The sequence below is a fragment of the Sphingobium sp. TCM1 genome (assembly GCF_001650725.1).
GTDB lineage: Bacteria > Pseudomonadota > Alphaproteobacteria > Sphingomonadales > Sphingomonadaceae > Sphingobium.
The window spans coordinates 129,786-147,043 of the sequence record NZ_LXVX01000034.1; the positions used below are offsets into that span (position 1 = coordinate 129,786).

Here is a 17,258-nt window from a genome sequence, read left to right on the forward strand (position 1 = left end):
ATTATGGCCGTACCGGGCGCACGGGACTCCATGGGTCGACCGACCAGCGATATCGCTTTCCGTGCTGGCAGCGAACCGAGCTCCGGCGGCCCAGGCGGCAACAGGTCTCACTGACCACCTCCCGCCGTAGGCAAGGCGCCGATGGTATGGATGGCGATCATGCGTTCCTCGTCGGTCGGAATGACGCGAACGGTGATCCGGCTGTCCGCAGTGCTGATGATTGGCGCGTCGCATGCGTTCGCCGACGGGTCGATGGCGATGCCCAGCCAGCCCAGTCGCTCGCAGATTACCGCGCGGACGGTGGGATCGTTTTCGCCAATGCCCGCGGTGAAAACCAGTCCGTCGAGGCCGCCCAGCGCGCCAACCAGCGCCGCAGCTTCCCGCGCCGCGCGCCAGGTGAAGAGGTCGATCGCTTCGGCGGCGCAAGGGTCATCGCTCTTGTGAAGCGCCCGCATGTCGCTGGAAACTCCGGAAACGCCGAGCAATCCCGACCGGTTGTAGAGCAGTGCCTCGACGTCCACTGCGCTCATCCCTTCCTGGGTCTGCAGGTGAAGCACAACGCCGGGATCGATCGCGCCGCAGCGCGTTCCCATCATCAGCCCGTCGAGCGCGGTGAAGCCCATCGTCGTATCGACGCTCTTTCCGTCATGCATCGCGCACAGGCTCGCGCCGTTTCCCAGGTGGGCGACGATCACTCGCCCGCCCGCCAGCTCCGGGTCGATTTCCTGCAGTGTCCGCGCGATATATTCATAGGAAAGGCCGTGGAAACCGTAACGCCGGATACCCTTGTCGTGCAGCGCGCGAGGCAGGGCGAAACGCGTGGCGGTGTCCGCGCGGTCGTGATGGAAGGCGGTATCGAAGCAGGCGACCTGGGGAAGGGCGGGCGCCAGCGCGCGGATGGCCCGGATCGCGGCGAGATTGTGGGGCTGGTGGAGCGGCGCCAAGGGGCACAGCGCGTCCAGTGCCGCGAGCAGGGCGTCGTCGACCAGAAGCGGCCGCGCAAACCACATTCCGCCATGGACGACGCGATGGCCGATGGCGATGATCTCATGCTCGGGCAGGTGATCTCCTGCCCAGGTGAACAGGTCATGCAGCAGGACCTCGTGGGTCAGCCCCGCGCCATTTGTCCAGTTGCGGTCGACCAGGACGGTGCCCTCGGCGTCGCGCGCCACGAGCCGCGGCGCTATGCCGATCCCTTCCAGCTTGCCGGCCGCGGCATGACGCGGGCCGTCGGCGTCCAGCGTGAACAGCGCGAACTTGATGCTCGACGATCCGGCGTTGAGGCTGACAATGGCGCGGCTCATGCCAGCGGCTTGCCTTCGGGCAGGCCCGGCGCCGCCATGGTGGCGGCGCGCGCGAGCAGCACCGCGACTGCGCAGGAGGCGAGACGGGTGCGCAGGGAATCCGCGCGGCTGGTGAGGATGATCGGCACGCGGGCGCCCAGCACCACCCCGGCGGCGTCCGCCCCACCCAGGAAGGTGAGTTGCTTGGCGAGCATGTTTCCGGCCTCGAGGGTGGGCACGACCAGGATTTCCGCCTTGCCTGCGACGGGCGAGACAATGCCCTTTTCCTTCGCCGCCGCCTCGCTGATCGCATTGTCGAACGCCAGCGGGCCATCGAGCACACCGCCTGAGATCTGGCCGCGATCGGCCATCTTGCAGAGCGCGGCGGCGTCGAGCGTCGATCGCATCGACGGATTGACCGTCTCTACCGCCGAGAGGATCGCGACCCTGGGACTTTCGATCCCGATCACATGCGCGAGATCGATGGCGTTGCGGATGATGTCGGCTTTTTCCTCGAGACTCGGTTCGATGTTGATCGCAGCGTCGGTGATGATGAGCGGCGTGGGATGGCCGGGCACGTCCATCAGATAGGCGTGGCTGATGCGCCGCTCCGTCCGCAGGCCTGTCGAGGAGGAGACCACCGCGCTCATCAGTTCATCGGTGTGGAGCGATCCCTTCATGAGCAGCTTCGCTTCGCCCGAATGGACAAGCGCGACCGCCGCTGCCGCAGCGGCGTGGCTGTGCGCGGCGGGCACGACACGATATGCGGAGATGTCTTTCTCCGCCTCATGCGCCGCCGCGCGGATCCGGGCTTCCGGCCCGACCAGAATCGGTGTGATCAGACCGGCCTCGGCAGCGTCGACCACCGCGGTCATCGCCGCGGCGCTGCAGGGATGGGCGACGGCGGTCTGCGGCGCCACGTCCGCTTTGGTCCGTTCGATCAGTTTGCGATAGCTGTCATGACCGGAGATGCGAACGTCGGGGAGCGCCATTCGCGGAAGGCGGATCTTCTCGGTTGGCGCCCTGACCTCGGCCTGGCCCGTGATGATCTCGTCGCCGTTCTGGTTGACGCAGCGACAATCGAGCAAAAGCACATGATGCTCGGATCGTTTCTCGGTTACCTTCACCGAAGTTGTGATGGCGTCGCCCAGACCCACCGGCCGGACGAAGCGCAATGACTGGCTCAGGTAGCTTGCGCCCGGTCCGGGCAGCTCGGTGTCGAGAACAGCTGAGATCAAGCCTCCGCCCCACATGCCGTGGGCGATCATACGGTGCGACAGGTCGGTCCCCGCATGATCGGCGTCGAGATGCGCAGGATATGCGTCGCCCGAGACGAGCGCGAAGAGCTGGATATCCTGCTCGCGCAGCGTGCGGGTAATGCTCGCCGTATCGCCGATGGCGATTTCGTCGAAGGTGCGGTTCTCGATCATGTCGGTCAAAACCACCGCTCAATGCTCCAGCACATAGCGCCCCGGGGCGTCCTCCAGAATCGGATAGCCCTTGTCGGGCGCGCCTAGCGGGGGCGGCGCGATCGGCTCGCCCGAATGCGCGCGCAGCCACTCCTCCCAGCCGACCCACCAGGATCCCTCCCGCACCGGCGCAAGTGCCATCCACTCGTCCGGATCGAGCGCGGCGCCATCCGTTTCGCGGGTGAGGATATGATAGCGCCGCCCCTTGTGTCCGGGCTCGGAGACGATCCCGGCATTGTGCCCGCCGCTGGTCAGTGCGAAGGTGATCTCCGCGCTGCTCAGCATGTGGATCTTGTGGACCGAGCGCCAGGGCGCGACATGGTCGCGCTCGGTGCCGACGACGAACATCGGCTGGCGCAGCGCCGACAGGCTGATCGTCCGGCCATCGACTTTGTAGCGGCCCTCGGCGAGATCATCGTCGAGGAACAGGCGGCGCAGATATTGGCTGTGCATGACGTAGGGCATCCGCGTGGCATCGGCGTTCCAGGCCATCAGGTCCGACATCGGCTCGCGCTCGCCCATCAGGTAAGTATTGAGGATCCGCGACCAGACCAGATCGTTCGAGCGCAGGATCTGGAAGGCGCCGCCCATCTGTGTGCCGTCGAGATAGCCCTTACTCCACATCATGTTGTCGAGCACGCTGAGCTGCGCCTCGTCGATGAACAGGCCAAGCTCGCCTGGCTCGCTGAACTCGGTCTGCGCGGCGAACAACGTCACCGTGGCGAACCGGTCGTCGCCCTCGCGCGCCATCGCCGCCGCCGCGATCGACAGCAGCGTGCCGCCGATACAATAGCCGACGGCGTGAACGGCCGACGATCCCGTGATCGCGGTCACGGCGTCGAGCGCGGCCATCGGACCCAGCCGCCGGTAGGCCTCCATGTCGAGGTCGCGGTCGGCGCTGACCGGATTGTGCCAGGAGATGATGAAGACCGTATATCCCTGCGCGGTGAGCCAGCGGACCAGCGAGTTCTCCGGCGAAAGGTCGAGAATATAATATTTCATGATCCAGGCCGGCACGATCAGGATGGGCTCCGGCCGCACCTTGTCGGTGGTGGGCGCATATTCGATCAGCTCGATCAGCGCGTTTCGATAGACGACTTTGCCGGGCGTGACGGCGATGCCCTTCCCGACCTCGAACGCTTCGGTGCCTATCGGTGGTTCGCCGCGCATGGTGCGCTGCATGTCCTCCAGCAATTGCCTGGCACCTTCGATGAGGCACTGCCCGCCGGTCTCGAATATCCGCTTCTGGAGGACCGGGTTGGTGGCGATGAAGTTGGTCGGCGCCATCGTGTCGAGGATTTGCCGCATTCCGAAGGCGACCATGTCCTCATGATGCCTCGTGACACCCATCACGCCGGTCGTGGCGGCATGCCACCATTGCTGGTTGAGGAGGAAAGCCTGGGCGATGACGTTGTAGGGTGCCTCCTTCCATGCCGGATCGGTAAAGCGTCGATCCTGCGGCAGCGGCTCGATCGCGGGAGCAGCGTCATGGTCGCCGATGCTGCGCACGGCATAGTCGCCGAGCCGCACGAATTTGCGTGCCGTCTTGGCCGCCAGCTGAAGTTGCTTGCCCGGCGAGCTGGCAAGATGCATGCCCCAGTCGGAGAAGGCCTGCACGATGGTCGCCGGCGAAAGCCCGCTGGTCAATTGCGCGATCCCGGCGATAGCGGCCCGGTCGAGGGTTTCGGCTATGCCGTCGAGCGGATCGGACGCGTCCTGGCGTGAATGCGTTGCTGCCATCTTGAAGCTCCTGAAAAATCCCGTTTCTACTGCAGCTCCACGCGTGCAAGCGCATTACGTAAATGCCCCATGCCGGCTGCCCCTGCAGCATTCCGCCGGCATTACTTCGCCCGTAATTTCATGTATTTTGAGCGAATGCGTGATCCGGCCAGGAAAAGAATCGCGCCTTCGCATTTGCAGCAAATGGTATCGCGGAGGCGGTGCATTGTGCAAGTCCGCCGGCTGCTCCGGGACATTCTTGTTAGCGATCCATCGCCGCCGAGGCGCTGAAGCGTCGACGACGCCCGAACCGCTGTTTATCAATTCACGAAGATGGGGCGGGGGGGAGCGGAGCTGTCAAACGCGCGACAGCCTCAGCGAGCGCATGCTCGCGCAGCGGCTTCTCGAGGACGACGCTGAAGCCTTCCTTCATCGCCCGCTCGACAAGATCGGGTGAGCCATAGGCGGTGACGAGGATAGCCGGTCGTTGCCATCCGCGCGCTCGAAGCGAGCGCAGGACCGCAAAACCATCCATCTCGGGCATGCGATAGTCGGTGACCAGGCAGACGGCCTCATTCACGAGCGGATCGGCGACGAGTGCCGCGCTCGATGCATAGGAGCGGATATCATAGCCTTGGGCGTGGAGGAGAAGCTGGAACGAGCGGCGTACGCTCGGTTCGTCCTCCACCAAAAGAATCTTCGGTCGCTCCGCCGGAAGAGCTGCAATATTGCCATTCATGTTCGCCTCGCGCTGACCGGCTTTGAACGTCGACCGGACGCAAGCAATTGCAGCAAGATCGCGGGGGAGTCGTTACGTAGAGGTCCTACGACTCGTCGTTTCCGAGATTGGCGGCGAACGCGATACGCAGAGCATCGGACAGGCTACGCACACCTAATTTCGTCATCAGGTTCGCACGATGCACCTCGACGGTCCGGGGCGATATGCCCAGATCATAGGCGATCGTCTTGTTGGGTAGGCCTTCGGCCAGACCCTTGAGCACATCCTGCTCGCGTCCGGTCAGCGCCGCGATCAACACGCTCGCGTCGGCCGCTCTTGTCGCGCGTTTGCCACTGTTGTCCAGCCGCTCGAAGGCGGCGGCGATCGCGTCGAGCAAGACGGCCTTCTCGAAGGGCTTTTCGATGAACTCGACCGCGCCCGCCTTCATGGCACGCACCGCGATCGAGATGTCGCCATTGCCGGTGAGGATGATGACGGGCATCGCGATGCCCCGTTCGAGGAGTGCCTGCTGCACCTCAAGACCATCCATGTCGGGCATGCGGACATCGAGCAGGATGCAGCCAGGCTCGGCGTGGCGCACTTCGCGGAGAAACGAAACGCCTGATGCGTAGCTTGCCACCGTGAATCCGGAGGTTTTGAGCATGAATCCGGCAGATCGCCGGATCGCTTCCTCGTCGTCAACGATATGAATCATGCGTCTTTCCGTCATTCTGCATTCTCCGGCTCGGCTTCAATGAGCGTAAAGTGGAATTGCGACCCGCCGCCAGGGCGCGGCTCCAGCCATATCCGGCCGCCATTCGCCTCCACGATGGTACGGCAGATCGAAAGCCCCAGACCCATGCCCTCGCTCTTCGTGCTGACGAAGGCAGTGAAAAGCTGCTCCGCGACTTCCGGCGACACGCCAGGCCCGGAATCGGCCACGGTGACCCGGATGACGCCTGCTTTCTCGTGGCGGGAGGTGATCCACAGGTGCCGTTCGGATGATCCTGCCATCGCCTCCACAGCATTGCGAAGGAGATTGATCAGCACCTGCTGGATCTGCACCTTGTCGAGGAGCACTTTCGAAGCGTCGGGAGCGAGATCGAACTGGGTATCGACACCCTTCTCCCGAGCGCCTATCAGCCCGAGCGCCGCCGCCTCGCCGATGAGCGTGGGGAGATCCTCGACGGTTTTCTCGACTTCCCCGCGCGCCACGAAATCGCGCAGCCGCCGGACGATCTGGCCTGCGCGCAGGGCCTCTCGCACCGAATCGTCCAGCGCTTCGCGGATCATCGGCAGATCTTCGGGATTGGCTTCGGCGAGCAGATCCCGCACCGCTTCGACATAATTGGCGACGGCGGTGATCGGCTGGTTGAGCTCATGGGCCAGTGTCGAGGCCATCGTGCCCATCGCGCTGACCCGGGCGACATGGATCAGCTTGGATTGCAGCTCGTCGAGGCGCTCCTGCGTCTCCTGCCGTTCGGTCAGATCCCGGATGAAGCCGGTGAAGACACGCTGGGTCTCGCCGATGGCTTCGCCCACCGACAACTCCATCGGGAAGGTCGAGCCGTCGCGCCGTGCGCCAATGACGACGCGCCCGATCCCGATGATCCTTCGCTCGCCGGTTTCAAGATAATGTTTGAGATAGCCGTCATGCCGGTCGCGATCGGGCGAGGGCATGAGCATACTTACGTTCGATCCGCGAATTTCGGCCTCCGAGAAGCCGAACAGCCGTTCGGCCGCGGCGCTGAACGACAGGATGATGCCATGCTCGTCGATCACGATCATCGCATCGGGGACGGTCGAGAGGATCGAGCGGAGATGGCTGGCGCTCGCCTTGTGCGCGCTTTCGGCGGCGCGCTCGTCCGTCGCATCGCGGACCACCTTGCCGAAGCCGCGCAATGCTCCACTGCCGTCGCGGAGCGCGGTGATCGAGATATGCGCCAGGAACTCCGATCCGTCCTTCCGGAGCCGCCAGTCCTCTTCCTCGACCTTGCCCTGCTCGCGGGCGCGTTCGAGGTCGGCTTCGGGTTTGCCGGCCTGGACCGCATCCGCCGGATAGAAGATCGAGCAGTGCTGGCCGATCGCCTCTTGCTCGCTCCAGCCCTTCAGCCGTTCGGCGCCCTCGTTCCAGATCGTAACGCGACCCTCGGGATCGAGCATATAGATCGCGTAACCTTGGGCGCCGTCGATCAGAAGGTTGAGTTCATCGGCGATCTCTGAGAGTTGGCTTTGACGAAACTTGTCCAGGGCGGCACGACGCCGTGCCCTGTAGGCGTTGCGAGCGTCGAGCAGAGCGATGCCTAAGGCAACGAGCAGCAAAAGCGCCAGATCGACAGGTTCAGAAGCAGCAGCACGGCGCGATAACGCAAAAAAGACCCCCACGAGGACTGCGAAAATAGCCGCAGCCGTTGCCGCGCCAGTCCCGCCGAGGGCAGCTGCCACGATGGTTGAAAGGATGAGCAGGAGATAGAGGTCGTGATCGAAGCCCCATGCCCGCAGCAGAAGGTTGACGGGTATGGCGACAAGGACGGTCGCGACGGCGATCAAGCAAGCTGAACGGACTGATCGCAATGTGTTGCCGTGCACTTCGCTTGCCATGAAGACCCCGTCTTGATTTTATAGGCCTCTCCATTTGCGCCCTGTTCATATTCAGGGCTTATCGTTTTAGTAGTTTGACCGATCGGAGAATGTTGTTTGCCGGAGCGGAAGGCATATTGGCATGAAATCTTAGCCTATCCTCGCACTCTGCCGTTGTCCTTCCAAAACAGCATCGAGTCGGCCCAAGATCATTGCAGGGTCCGTCTCACTTCGAGACCTTATAGTGGCAACCTTGCCTTGGAACAGCATAAACATCCGCAGCGCCAGGCTTGCATAAGCAATCTGGGAGACATCGTCGATCGTACACGCGAGGTCCTTGGCTGCCCTGTGTTGCCCCACGTCGTGCCAGTCGGGACGGTCGATCGCGCGCAAACATGGGAAAACGTGGCCTGCGAATTTTCCGAAGGTATTGCATTCCGCAAGCCGCCCGACCGAGAGTAAAGAGCCTGCGTTCGTCGCGCAAGTGCGGATCCAATCCTCACGATCAAGATCGGATGGCGAGCAGGCGGCCGCCGGGCCATCCCGGCGGCCGCCTGCTCCCTGCGAGGGTCAGAAAGCGATGATGATATTGTCCTCGACCCTGGTGACGCCGGGAGCGGCCCAAGCCGCGCGCTCGGCGATCTGTCGCTCGTTCCACGCCTTGACCTTACCGCCCAGCGTGACCTTGCCGCCATCGGTGAACACGGTCACCGATGCCGCATCGAGATCGGCATTGCGCTTGAACGCTGCCATGATCCGGTCCTTGATATCGCCCGATGTCGGCAACTTGCGCACCTCGATCAGATTGCTGACACCGACGACGCCGTTGACCTTGCCGGCGACTTTCCGCGCCTCCTCGCTCTGATAGTACCAGTCGACCGTGCCGGTGAGCGTCACCCAGCCATGCTCGACTTTCACCGCGATCTTGTCGCCGGGGATGGAGATGTTCCAGGAGAACATGTCGAGTATGCGCTTGGCGATCTCATGATCGGCCGTCTTGGGATCCGACGCGAAGCGCACCTTGATCTCCTCGGCGAGCGCCTTGACGCCCGCCACGCGCCGCGCCGCCTTTTCCGCCGCCAGCTTTTGCGGATAGCTTTTGACGAAGCCGGAAAGGGTGACGACGCCGTCCGTCACCGCCACACCGATGTCGGCGTGATCGATGCTCGGCTCCCATTCCAGTTCTGCCATCACGTCACGCTGCAATTGACTGTCGTTCTTCATCTCAAATCTCCTTGGCTCGCAAAATAGCCGTCCCAGGTGGGTCGGCAGCTCATCGACGGTCACAGACCGGGGATCGTCGGCAAGTTCATCGCAGGGCGCTAATGGCTTGACCCCGCATCGGGGAATCCCTGCAAGGTCCCTTGTCTGTTGCCCGGCACTGCCACAGAATCCGTATTGTCCCGGAGAAACCAGGGTATGCCATCATTCCCTGCAGCCGGGGCTCGACTCCTGGCCAAGCGACAAATTTCAGCCGAGTACGGCGGCAGGACGGCGCCCGAGATGGTCAGCTAGGTAAACTCCCCAATATAGGCGCGGATGGGCCGCCTTTATCCTCACCAAGACTCGGCGAAGGAGGTCATCATGAGTGACGAGAGCACCAACCAGGCGAGTTGGCCGTCCGGTGATCCCGACACAGCCGCGGCGATGCTTGCCGCCCAACGCCTGTGGCAGTTGCCGCTGGCGCTCTACACGAGTTGGTGGAACGCGGGCATGGAGGCACTTTGGCCCCATATGCCGCATCCCCATCATCGCGCCCATCACCACGAGAATGACCAACTCGTGGTTCCTGAACCGATCGAGGCTGAAGGCGAACATGCCCTGTTCGCCTGATGGCAGGTCTTTCCCTCATTACGGGATCGACCATCTTCAACCTGAGGAGAAGCAAGATGAACGATGTGACCAATGTTCCAGCGACCAAAACACGTCCGGCATCATCGTTGCGCGATCTGGCAACCCAGATCAGCGAGCCGGTCGGCTGGCTGCGATCGGAGATCGACCGCCTGTTCGACGATTTCGGCAACTCCGGCCGCAGCCTTTTCCACTTCGCTCCGCGCGGCGCCTTGGCAATCGTGCCGGCGCTCGAGCTGGTCGATGACGAGAAGGCCTATCGTCTTACCGCGGAGCTTCCCGGACTCGATGAAAAGGATGTGGAGATTAACGTTGCCGATGGCGTGCTCAGCATCTCGGGCGAAAAGAAGGAAGAGGAAGAGCGCAAGGAGAAGGGCTTCCTGCTCAGCGAGCGCCGCTATGGTTCCTTCCGGCGCCAGATTTCGCTCCCCGCCGATGTGGATGCCGAGGGTATCAAGGCGCAGTTCAAGGACGGCGTCCTGACGGTGACGCTAGCCAAGGACGAGAATGCGGCGGCGCGAACGCGCAAGATCGCGATCGAGAAGGCCTGAGCCAATGGCGACGTCATCGCCTGGCCCCGGCGCGCCGGACGACCAGGCCGATGCCGTCGTCTTCCTCGGGGAGGGTCACGCCTTCAAGCGAACGTGGCCCACACGCATCGATACCCACTGCGCCAGTATTTTTCTTGTCGGTGACCGCGCCTGGAAGCTCAAGCGCGCGGTCCGGTTCGGCTATCTTGATTTCTCGACCTGCGACAAACGTCATGCCGCGCTCGAGGCGGAGCTTTACCTCAACCGCCGAACCGCACCCGATCTCTATCTTGCTCTTCATCCGATCACGCGGGACGCCGGCGGGCGGCTGGCGATTGATGGTTCCGGTGACGTGGTCGACTGGTTGCTCGAGATGCGACGCTTTCCCGATGATGCGCTGCTCACGCATCTCGCCGATCGCGGCCAACTCGATGAACGCCTGCTGATGCGGCTGGCGGATCGCATAAACGCGTTCCATTCGACGACGGAAGCTGATCTGGCGCAAGGGGGTGGCGCATCGTTCCGCCGCGTCGTCGAAGGCAATATCGCCAGCATGGCGGCCGTTCCCGCTATTCTCGACCCGGACAAGGCAAAGCATCTGGGCGAAAGGCTGCTCCAGATAACCGATGGCATGACATCGCTGCTCGATGCCCGAGCGCGGAAAGGCCGGGTCAGACATGGGCATGGCGACCTACATCTCGCCAACATCGCGCTGATCGACGGTGAACCGACCTTGTTCGACTGCCTCGAGTTCAGCGTCGAGCTGGCCACGATCGATGTGCTCTATGATCTTGCCTTTCTCCTGATGGATCTATGGCATCGCAATCTCCGTACCGAGGCGAACATCATCTTCAACCGCTATCTTGATCTGTCGCCGGACGATGAGGGCGGGATCGGGCTATTGCCTCTGTTCCTGTCCGTTCGCGCGGCGGTTCGCGCGCATGTGCTGGCGGCCCAGAGCCTGCGTGCCGGAGAAGACAGAGCGCTCGCGCTGGGCGCACGATCCTATCTCGACCTTGCGCTCGCGATGCTGGCGCCCGTTCCTCCGCGGCTGGTAGCGATCGGCGGACTTTCGGGGACGGGCAAGTCCAGCCTTGCGCGCCGGCTCGGCGGCGCGACCGGGCGCGTGCCCGGCGCCAGGATCTTTCGGACTGACGTGCTGCGCAAACACCTCGCGGGGCTGGCTCCTGAGGCCAGGCTCCCCCGCGACAGCTATTCGGCGCGGGCCGCCGTCGAGGTCTACGAGGCAATGGGCCGGATGGCGGCATCGGCGCTTGCGCTCGGCCAATCCGTCGTGGCCGACGCGGTGTTCGCGCTGCCCGTCGAGCGCGAGAGGATCGCAGCGGTCGGGCGGACGGCTGGCGTCCCGTTCGACGGTCTCTGGTTAGAGGCGGCGGCAACCGCGCGGCTCAGCCGGGTGGGGATTCGCGGCGCCGACGCATCGGATGCCGATGTTTCGGTCGCGCAAGCCCAATCACAATTAGAAATCGGCGATCTCGGCGCGTGGCTTAGGGTCCAGGCGGACGGATCGCTGGACAAGTTGGCTGCGGTGGCGCGCGCCAAGCTGGGACTGCGCTGACGAAACGCCTCACCTCATGCCGATACGCATGTTGAACTCGGGCTTTGTCCGCGCCCGCTATTCGTCTTCCCCGGTTATGACTGTGAGCGACCGGCCGGTTTGACTCCTTGCGAGACTGTCGTTGGTAACCAGCACCGTTGCGCCCTCGGTCAGAATTGCTGCGACGGAGCGACGGAAGTCCTCGGCGACGCGCAATCGGTTCCGATTCTCGGACGGCACTGTCTGCTCGGCTGACGGTGCCTGCTCGGCTGTTGAGGCCTCGCCGGATAACGGGATGCGCAGCCAGTGAAATCCGGCTCCGTCGATCGAGCGTAGCGTATAGGCTGTCGTATGGTCGATGCTGGTGTCCCGTGCTACGGGCGCTGATCCGATCTGGCGGCCGTCGCGGAGCACGATCATTCGTCGATCTGCGGTGCTGATCACGATGGATACAGGTCCCGAGGGCGACAGTTCGGGACGCCATGTGAGCGGCCCGGAAGGCGAAGCGTCGTCGATGTCGGATGCTGTCGGCCGCAGGGGATCGGGTACCGGCGCGACACGGGGCACTGCCGCCTCTTTCGTGATGACGACCGTCAAGCCGAGGCGAGTGACGCTGTAGAGAAGCTTGGCGAAGCCCGGCGGCAGGCGGATGCAGCCATGCGACGCAGGATACCCAGGCAGATTACCGCCGTGAAGAGCTACGCCGCCCCATGTCAGGCGCTGCATATAGGGCATCGGCGCATCGTCGTAGAGGTTGGACTTGTGATCGATGTCCTTCTGCAGGATCGTGAACAACCCCGTTGGCGTCTCATGTCCGGGCTTTCCGGTCGAGACCGTGGAGACGCCGATCGGCACGCCGTTTCGGTAGGTGACGGCCCGCTGGTTGGCGAGGCTGACGATGATCAGCACGGGGCCGGCGGGAGCAATATCAGGCGCCCAGATATATTCCCCGGGCTTCAGGCGCTCGACCGTCTCAAGGATTGAACTCGTATCCAGCGTCGGTTGCTGCGCGGACAGCGGCCCGAACGGCATGCCAAGGAGCAATGCCGACATCATGGCCATCCCCATGCTGCGACCCAAACGCGTCGAGGTTCGCCAAATCGGGTATATCGCCAAGTTCAAACACGGCATGGCTCGCGTAGCAGAGGCATATGTGCCGACCGGACGCATCGCATTTGATCCTCGATATCCTGTCATGTCGATCCTGCGGACAACGATCCGTATCTGGACCCGTCGCACGCGATCATGATGTGATCGGGACCGTCTCGGGATTGGTATTATCCCTTAGTTATCCCGGCCGCTCTAACCTCTAGCGTGCGATGCAAACGGGATCGTGGCGAAAACGAGGAGGGCGTGGTGAAATCGATACTTCTGCATATCCATGACGATTGCGGACAGGCGGAGCGGCTTGCCGTGGCGCTGGACCTTGCGCGCGCTCACCAGTCACATATCACCTGCGTCCAGGTCACCCCGTTCAACAGCTATGTCGTCGGCGACCCCTTCGGCGGCCTTTATGCATCGTCGGAGCTTCTCGATGCCCTTCAAGCGCGCGACGATGAGGAACGAGAACGCATCGAGCAACGACTGAAAAGCGAGGATATCTCCTGGGATTGGGAGCATGCCGATGGAAATGCCGCCGACGCGCTGGTGAGCTGCGGGCGCCTAGCCGACGTCCTGATCCTGAGCCGTCAGAACAAGGGCCAGGATGACACGCCGGAGCCTCTGCCGATCGTCGCCGACGTGGCCATACACGCGCGCGCGCCGGTGCTGGTCGTGCCCCCGGGCACGACCAGCTTCAACGCCAACGGGCCGGTCGTCTTAGCCTGGAACGGATCGATCGAAGCCGCGCACAGCCTGCGTCTGACGCTTTCCTTCTTGCGGCTGGCGAGCGAAGTCCACATCATCACCATATCGAACGATGCCAGTGAATTTCCACCGATGGACGCAAGCCGGTACCTCGCCCGGCACGGTATGGCTTCACAGCTGCACGAATGGCCCCAGGAGGGGCGCACGATCGCGCAGACGCTTTTGGATGCGGCGCGAGAACTGGCGGCATCTTCTCTCGTTATGGGAGCCTATGGGCATTCTCGGCTGCGTGAGACGGTGCTCGGCGGAGTGACCCGCGACCTCCTGTCCGACGCGTCCGTTCCGCTGCTGCTCGCGCATTAGCCAAGCCGTGAGATTATCCGGTGGCGCCCAGGCACAGCAGACGCTCCCCACGGCGTCCAATTCTATTGACGAGATGCTGAGCGGACGTATGCGGCGTTTGAACTGAAAATCGGATTTCCGGCCGCATTGTTGACCTGCGAAAACCGCCTGCGCGGATTGAGCCGTTGGCCGTCCTTGGGGACCTTCGATCAGGATTATTCGAATGCGGCGATCTCGTGTGGATGATCGCCTCGATCGTTCGGCTCCTGGGCGTTTCCGGCCCAGGGCTTCAGCTGCGTATCGCTAAACCCAGCCTCGGCCACCGCTGCTGCACCGTGTCGGTGATGATGGTTATGGCGCATGAACAGGTGTATCAGCGGACCTGTAAGGAACAGTGCATAGGGAGGACGCCGTAGATGTGTCCCCAAAGCTCCCCGAAATTGAAGAAGACTGCCGAACCAACGGCCACCAGGAGCACTAGCCCGAAGTACCGGTAATCGCCCATGTTGTGGACCACCTGTTGGCGCAGTCGAACATCACTCCTGGCTCGGATCGCTATTGGGACGGCGCCGCCGGGGATATTGCCGTACCCTTGGCGGGTCGATGTTCTCCCTCCATGCACTTGTCCATCATCGTCCTGCGACCCTGCACCTGCTCGGAGCCTCCCTTCGGCGGCGTCGAGGTCATTGTGCCGCCGGATGTCCCATCGGTCTTGGTCCTGTCGGCGGTCGGTGCCGCTGCGGGCGGCCCGACTCGCGGTTGATGTCCGACATCGGGATCGGTCTGGCCGAGAGCCGGCATACTGATCAATGCCGCACAGAGAAGAGACAGGATCTTGAGGCCGGATGGGATGAAACGAATCCTGGATGTTGTCTGCTTGGCCTCCCGACGTCCCGCCCCCTTCTATAGGTAATGTAACGCAGATCGGCGGGTTCTTCCGGTTGTTATGGCCTTGTCATCGGTCGGATGCCTGCCGCCGGCAGCGTTTGACCCAGACATGGTATCAAACCTCATATGCAGCGGCGTTGCCACAGGAGCAGCTTGATGCAGCACGACCTTTATAATCATGAGCAACCGCAGGCGGATCATGCACTGCCTAAAGACCCAGTCTGCGGGATGACGGTCGATCCGGAACAGACCGCCCACCACGTCCATCATGCTGGCAAGATCTGGCACTTCTGCAGCGCGACTTGCCGAAGCAAGTTCGTGGCCGATCCCGACCATTATGCGGCCCGGGCAGCGTCCACCGCTCACGATGCCGCGCCGAGTACGATCTGGACATGCCCGATGCACCCGGAAATCCGGCAGGATCATCCTGGCAATTGTCCGATCTGCGGGATGACGCTCGAGCCAGCTTTGGTAACGCCGGATACGGGACCAAGTCCTGAACTCGCCAACATGACGCGGCGCTTCTGGATCGCGCTTGCGCTGACGTTGCCGGTGTTCGTCCTCGAAATGGGCGGCCATATCTTTCCCGAGCTGCATCATCTGGTGCCGATGCGGATCTCGGCATGGATCCAGCTCGTGCTGGCGACCCCGGTGGTGTTGTGGGCCGGCTGGCCGTTCTTCGAGCGCGGCTGGGCGTCGCTTCGGACCGGCAACCTCAACATGTCCACCCTGATCGCGATGGGGACGGGGATCTCCTGGGCCTACAGCATTGTCGCAACGCTTGCGCCCGGCGCCTTTCCGTTGGCGTTTCGATCACCGGATGGGACGGTCGCCATCTATTTCGAGGCGGCCGTGGTCATCACGGTGCTGGTGCTGCTCGGGCAGATGCTCGAGCTGCGCGCTCGCGAACGCACTTCAGGCGCGATCAAGGCGCTGCTCAACCTCACGCCCAAGATTGCGCGACGCATCGCTGCAAACGGTGATGAGGAAGAGATCGACCTCGACCAGGTTTCCGTCGGCGATCGGCTGCGCGTGCGGCCTGGGGAAAAGGTCCCGGTAGATGGCGTGGTCGAAGATGGTCGTTCCTCGCTCGACGAGGCAATGGTCACCGGTGAGTCGATGCCCGTAACAAAGGTCATTGGCGACAAGGTGATCGGCGGCACGCTCAACCAGACCGGCGCTCTCATCGTCCGGGCCGACAAGGTGGGACGCGACACGATGCTGGCGCGGATCGTCCAGATGGTCGCGGCGGCACAGCGCTCGCGCGCGCCGATCCAACGCATGGCCGACCAGGTTGCCGGCTGGTTCGTGCCTGCTGTGCTGGCGATTGCGGTGCTCGCCTTCGCCGGCTGGGCAATCTGGGGACCGGAGCCGCGCTTTGCCTATGGTCTGGTTGCGGCTGTGGCGGTGCTCATCATCGCCTGCCCATGCGCGCTGGGCCTCGCAACGCCGATGTCGATCATGGTCGGCGTCGGCCGCGGCGCAGGCCTCGGCGTGCTGATCAAGAATGCCGAGGCGCTCGAACGGATGGAAAAGGTCGACACGCTGGTCGTCGACAAGACCGGAACGCTGACTGAAGGGCATCCTTCGGTAACGAAGGTCATAGCTGCCGAGGGCCTTGGGGAGGACGAGTTACTGCGGCTGGCCGCCGGTGTGGAGCGTGCGTCCGAGCATCCGCTGGCGCGCGCGATCGTCGAGGCTGCAGGCAGTCGCCTGATCGTCATTCCCGAGGTGTCCGACTTCGACTCCCCAACCGGCAAGGGCGCGCTCGGCACCGTCGAGGGCAGGCGTGTGCTGTTGGGCAATGCCGACTTTCTGAAAGAACATGGTATCGATACCGCACCGCTGGCCGCACAGGCCGACGCCCTGCGGCGTGAAGGCGCTACGGCCATCTTCGCGGGTCTCGACGGCATTGTGGCGGGTGTGTTTGCGATTGCCGACCCGATCAAGACGACGACGCCCGAGGCGCTCAGTGCGTTGCGGGCCGAGGGGATCCGCGTCGTCATGCTGACCGGCGACAATCGCACGACGGCCGAAGCCGTTGCGCGGGCGCTCGGCATCGACGAGGTCGAGGCCGATGTGCTCCCCGACCGCAAGAGCGCGGTGGTGGAGCGCCTGAAGCACGAAGGCCGCACGGTGGCGATGGCCGGCGATGGCGTCAACGATGCGCCCGCGCTCGCGGCCGCCGAGGTGGGGATCGCGATGGCGTCGGGTACGGACGTGGCGATCGAGAGCGCGGGCATCACGCTCCTCAGGGGCGACCTGATGGGGATCGTACGTGCGCGTCGGCTCAGCCAGGCGACCATGTCCAATATCCGCCAGAATCTCGTCTTCGCGTTCATCTACAATGCAGCGGGGATCCCGGTCGCGGCGGGGCTGCTCTATCCGCTCTTCGGTATCCTGCTGTCGCCGATGATCGCGGCGGCCGCCATGGCGCTGTCCTCGGTTAGCGTGGTCGCAAATGCGCTGCGGCTCAACCATGTGAGGCTGTGACCGCTCCATCCGGAAAATCCC

14 protein-coding genes are annotated in these 17,258 nt (G+C 63.5%); 5 read left to right on the top strand and 9 right to left on the bottom strand.

Translation table 11 applies throughout. The features are described 5' to 3' along the window. Window positions 1–107 precede the first annotated feature (107 nt). The 7 genes from A7Q26_RS17665 to A7Q26_RS17700 all read right to left on the bottom strand — a co-directional run bounded on the left by A7Q26_RS17665 (window position 108) and on the right by A7Q26_RS17700 (window position 8,993). A complete protein-coding gene (locus A7Q26_RS17665) occupies window positions 108–1,304 on the bottom strand; it encodes an acetate/propionate family kinase (protein ID WP_025291824.1) in 1,197 nt (398 codons plus the stop codon). Further along, window positions 1,301–2,713: a bifunctional enoyl-CoA hydratase/phosphate acetyltransferase gene (locus tag A7Q26_RS17670; protein WP_157102615.1), complete on the bottom strand. Its 1,413-nt coding sequence runs from the start codon at window positions 2,711–2,713 to the stop codon at window positions 1,301–1,303. The genes A7Q26_RS17665 and A7Q26_RS17670 overlap by 4 nt, the downstream gene beginning before the upstream one ends. Window positions 2,714–2,731: 18 nt before the next feature. Further along, window positions 2,732–4,492 carry a PHA/PHB synthase family protein gene (locus A7Q26_RS17675; RefSeq protein WP_025291826.1) on the bottom strand — a complete coding sequence of 587 codons (1,761 nt, stop codon included), beginning with the start codon at window positions 4,490–4,492 and terminating at the stop codon, window positions 2,732–2,734. A gap of 304 nt (window positions 4,493–4,796) precedes the next feature. Continuing rightward, the gene (locus A7Q26_RS17680; protein ID WP_025291827.1) at window positions 4,797–5,210 is read right to left on the bottom strand and encodes a response regulator transcription factor; all 414 of its coding nucleotides are present in this window, start codon (window positions 5,208–5,210) and stop codon (window positions 4,797–4,799) included. 85 nt (window positions 5,211–5,295) lie between these two features. Next, window positions 5,296–5,919 carry a response regulator transcription factor gene (locus A7Q26_RS17685; RefSeq protein WP_066862168.1) on the bottom strand — a complete coding sequence of 208 codons (624 nt, stop codon included), beginning with the start codon at window positions 5,917–5,919 and terminating at the stop codon, window positions 5,296–5,298. After that, complete coding sequence (locus A7Q26_RS17690) at window positions 5,916–7,790, bottom strand: PAS domain-containing sensor histidine kinase (RefSeq protein ID WP_066862171.1); 1,875 nt, start codon at window positions 7,788–7,790, stop codon at window positions 5,916–5,918. Before A7Q26_RS17690 ends, A7Q26_RS17685 begins: the two co-directional genes overlap by 4 nt. 549 nt (window positions 7,791–8,339) lie before the next feature. Further along, window positions 8,340–8,993 carry a BON domain-containing protein gene (locus tag A7Q26_RS17700; protein WP_025291831.1) on the bottom strand — a complete coding sequence of 218 codons (654 nt, stop codon included), beginning with the start codon at window positions 8,991–8,993 and terminating at the stop codon, window positions 8,340–8,342. 360 nt (window positions 8,994–9,353) lie between these two features. Here A7Q26_RS17700 and A7Q26_RS17705 point away from each other — a divergent pair, with 360 nt between their 5' ends. Genes A7Q26_RS17705 through A7Q26_RS17715 form a run of 3 tightly spaced genes read left to right on the top strand, consistent with a single transcriptional unit; the run spans window position 9,354 to window position 11,729 of the window. After that, on the top strand, window positions 9,354–9,602 hold the full coding sequence (locus A7Q26_RS17705) for a hypothetical protein (RefSeq protein ID WP_157102598.1): 249 nt from the start codon (window positions 9,354–9,356) through the stop codon (window positions 9,600–9,602). Between the two features lie 56 nt (window positions 9,603–9,658). After that, the gene (locus tag A7Q26_RS17710) at window positions 9,659–10,171 is read left to right on the top strand and encodes an Hsp20/alpha crystallin family protein (protein ID WP_025291833.1); all 513 of its coding nucleotides are present in this window, start codon (window positions 9,659–9,661) and stop codon (window positions 10,169–10,171) included. Between the two features lie 4 nt (window positions 10,172–10,175). Then, a complete protein-coding gene (locus tag A7Q26_RS17715; protein WP_066862174.1) occupies window positions 10,176–11,729 on the top strand; it encodes a bifunctional aminoglycoside phosphotransferase/ATP-binding protein in 1,554 nt (517 codons plus the stop codon). A gap of 57 nt (window positions 11,730–11,786) precedes the next feature. On the opposite strand, the gene A7Q26_RS17720 is transcribed toward A7Q26_RS17715, so the two are convergent. Next, window positions 11,787–12,764 carry a L,D-transpeptidase gene (locus tag A7Q26_RS17720; protein WP_232313848.1) on the bottom strand — a complete coding sequence of 326 codons (978 nt, stop codon included), beginning with the start codon at window positions 12,762–12,764 and terminating at the stop codon, window positions 11,787–11,789. A gap of 357 nt (window positions 12,765–13,121) precedes the next feature. Between A7Q26_RS17720 and A7Q26_RS17730 the strand changes: the two genes are divergently transcribed. Beyond that, on the top strand, window positions 13,122–13,877 hold the full coding sequence (locus tag A7Q26_RS17730) for a universal stress protein (protein ID WP_232313849.1): 756 nt from the start codon (window positions 13,122–13,124) through the stop codon (window positions 13,875–13,877). Window positions 13,878–14,071: 194 nt separating this feature from the next. Here the strand turns inward: A7Q26_RS17730 and A7Q26_RS26360 are convergent, their stop codons facing one another. After that, window positions 14,072–14,284 carry a DUF2933 domain-containing protein gene (locus A7Q26_RS26360; protein WP_084439187.1) on the bottom strand — a complete coding sequence of 71 codons (213 nt, stop codon included), beginning with the start codon at window positions 14,282–14,284 and terminating at the stop codon, window positions 14,072–14,074. A 616-nt stretch (window positions 14,285–14,900) separates the two neighbouring features. Here A7Q26_RS26360 and A7Q26_RS17735 point away from each other — a divergent pair. Beyond that, the gene (locus A7Q26_RS17735) at window positions 14,901–17,237 is read left to right on the top strand and encodes a heavy metal translocating P-type ATPase (protein WP_066862180.1); all 2,337 of its coding nucleotides are present in this window, start codon (window positions 14,901–14,903) and stop codon (window positions 17,235–17,237) included. Window positions 17,238–17,258 lie beyond the last annotated feature (21 nt).

What these genes read in the sequence shown, in the direction of transcription:
- A7Q26_RS17710 (WP_025291833.1), top strand. Translation starts at nt 9,659, where the DNA reads ATGAACGATGTGACCAATGTTCCAGCGACCAAAACACGTCCGGCATCA.
- A7Q26_RS17735 (WP_066862180.1), top strand. Translation starts at nt 14,901, where the DNA reads ATGCAGCACGACCTTTATAATCATGAGCAACCGCAGGCGGATCATGCA.
- A7Q26_RS17705 (WP_157102598.1), top strand. Translation starts at nt 9,354, where the DNA reads ATGAGTGACGAGAGCACCAACCAGGCGAGTTGGCCGTCCGGTGATCCC.
- A7Q26_RS17670 (WP_157102615.1), bottom strand. Translation starts at nt 2,713, where the DNA reads ATGATCGAGAACCGCACCTTCGACGAAATCGCCATCGGCGATACGGCG.
- A7Q26_RS17675 (WP_025291826.1), bottom strand. Translation starts at nt 4,492, where the DNA reads ATGGCAGCAACGCATTCACGCCAGGACGCGTCCGATCCGCTCGACGGC.
- A7Q26_RS17720 (WP_232313848.1), bottom strand. Translation starts at nt 12,764, where the DNA reads ATGATGTCGGCATTGCTCCTTGGCATGCCGTTCGGGCCGCTGTCCGCG.
- A7Q26_RS17700 (WP_025291831.1), bottom strand. Translation starts at nt 8,993, where the DNA reads ATGAAGAACGACAGTCAATTGCAGCGTGACGTGATGGCAGAACTGGAA.
- A7Q26_RS17680 (WP_025291827.1), bottom strand. Translation starts at nt 5,210, where the DNA reads ATGAATGGCAATATTGCAGCTCTTCCGGCGGAGCGACCGAAGATTCTT.
- A7Q26_RS17685 (WP_066862168.1), bottom strand. Translation starts at nt 5,919, where the DNA reads ATGACGGAAAGACGCATGATTCATATCGTTGACGACGAGGAAGCGATC.
- A7Q26_RS17665 (WP_025291824.1), bottom strand. Translation starts at nt 1,304, where the DNA reads ATGAGCCGCGCCATTGTCAGCCTCAACGCCGGATCGTCGAGCATCAAG.
- A7Q26_RS17715 (WP_066862174.1), top strand. Translation starts at nt 10,176, where the DNA reads ATGGCGACGTCATCGCCTGGCCCCGGCGCGCCGGACGACCAGGCCGAT.
- A7Q26_RS17690 (WP_066862171.1), bottom strand. Translation starts at nt 7,790, where the DNA reads ATGGCAAGCGAAGTGCACGGCAACACATTGCGATCAGTCCGTTCAGCT.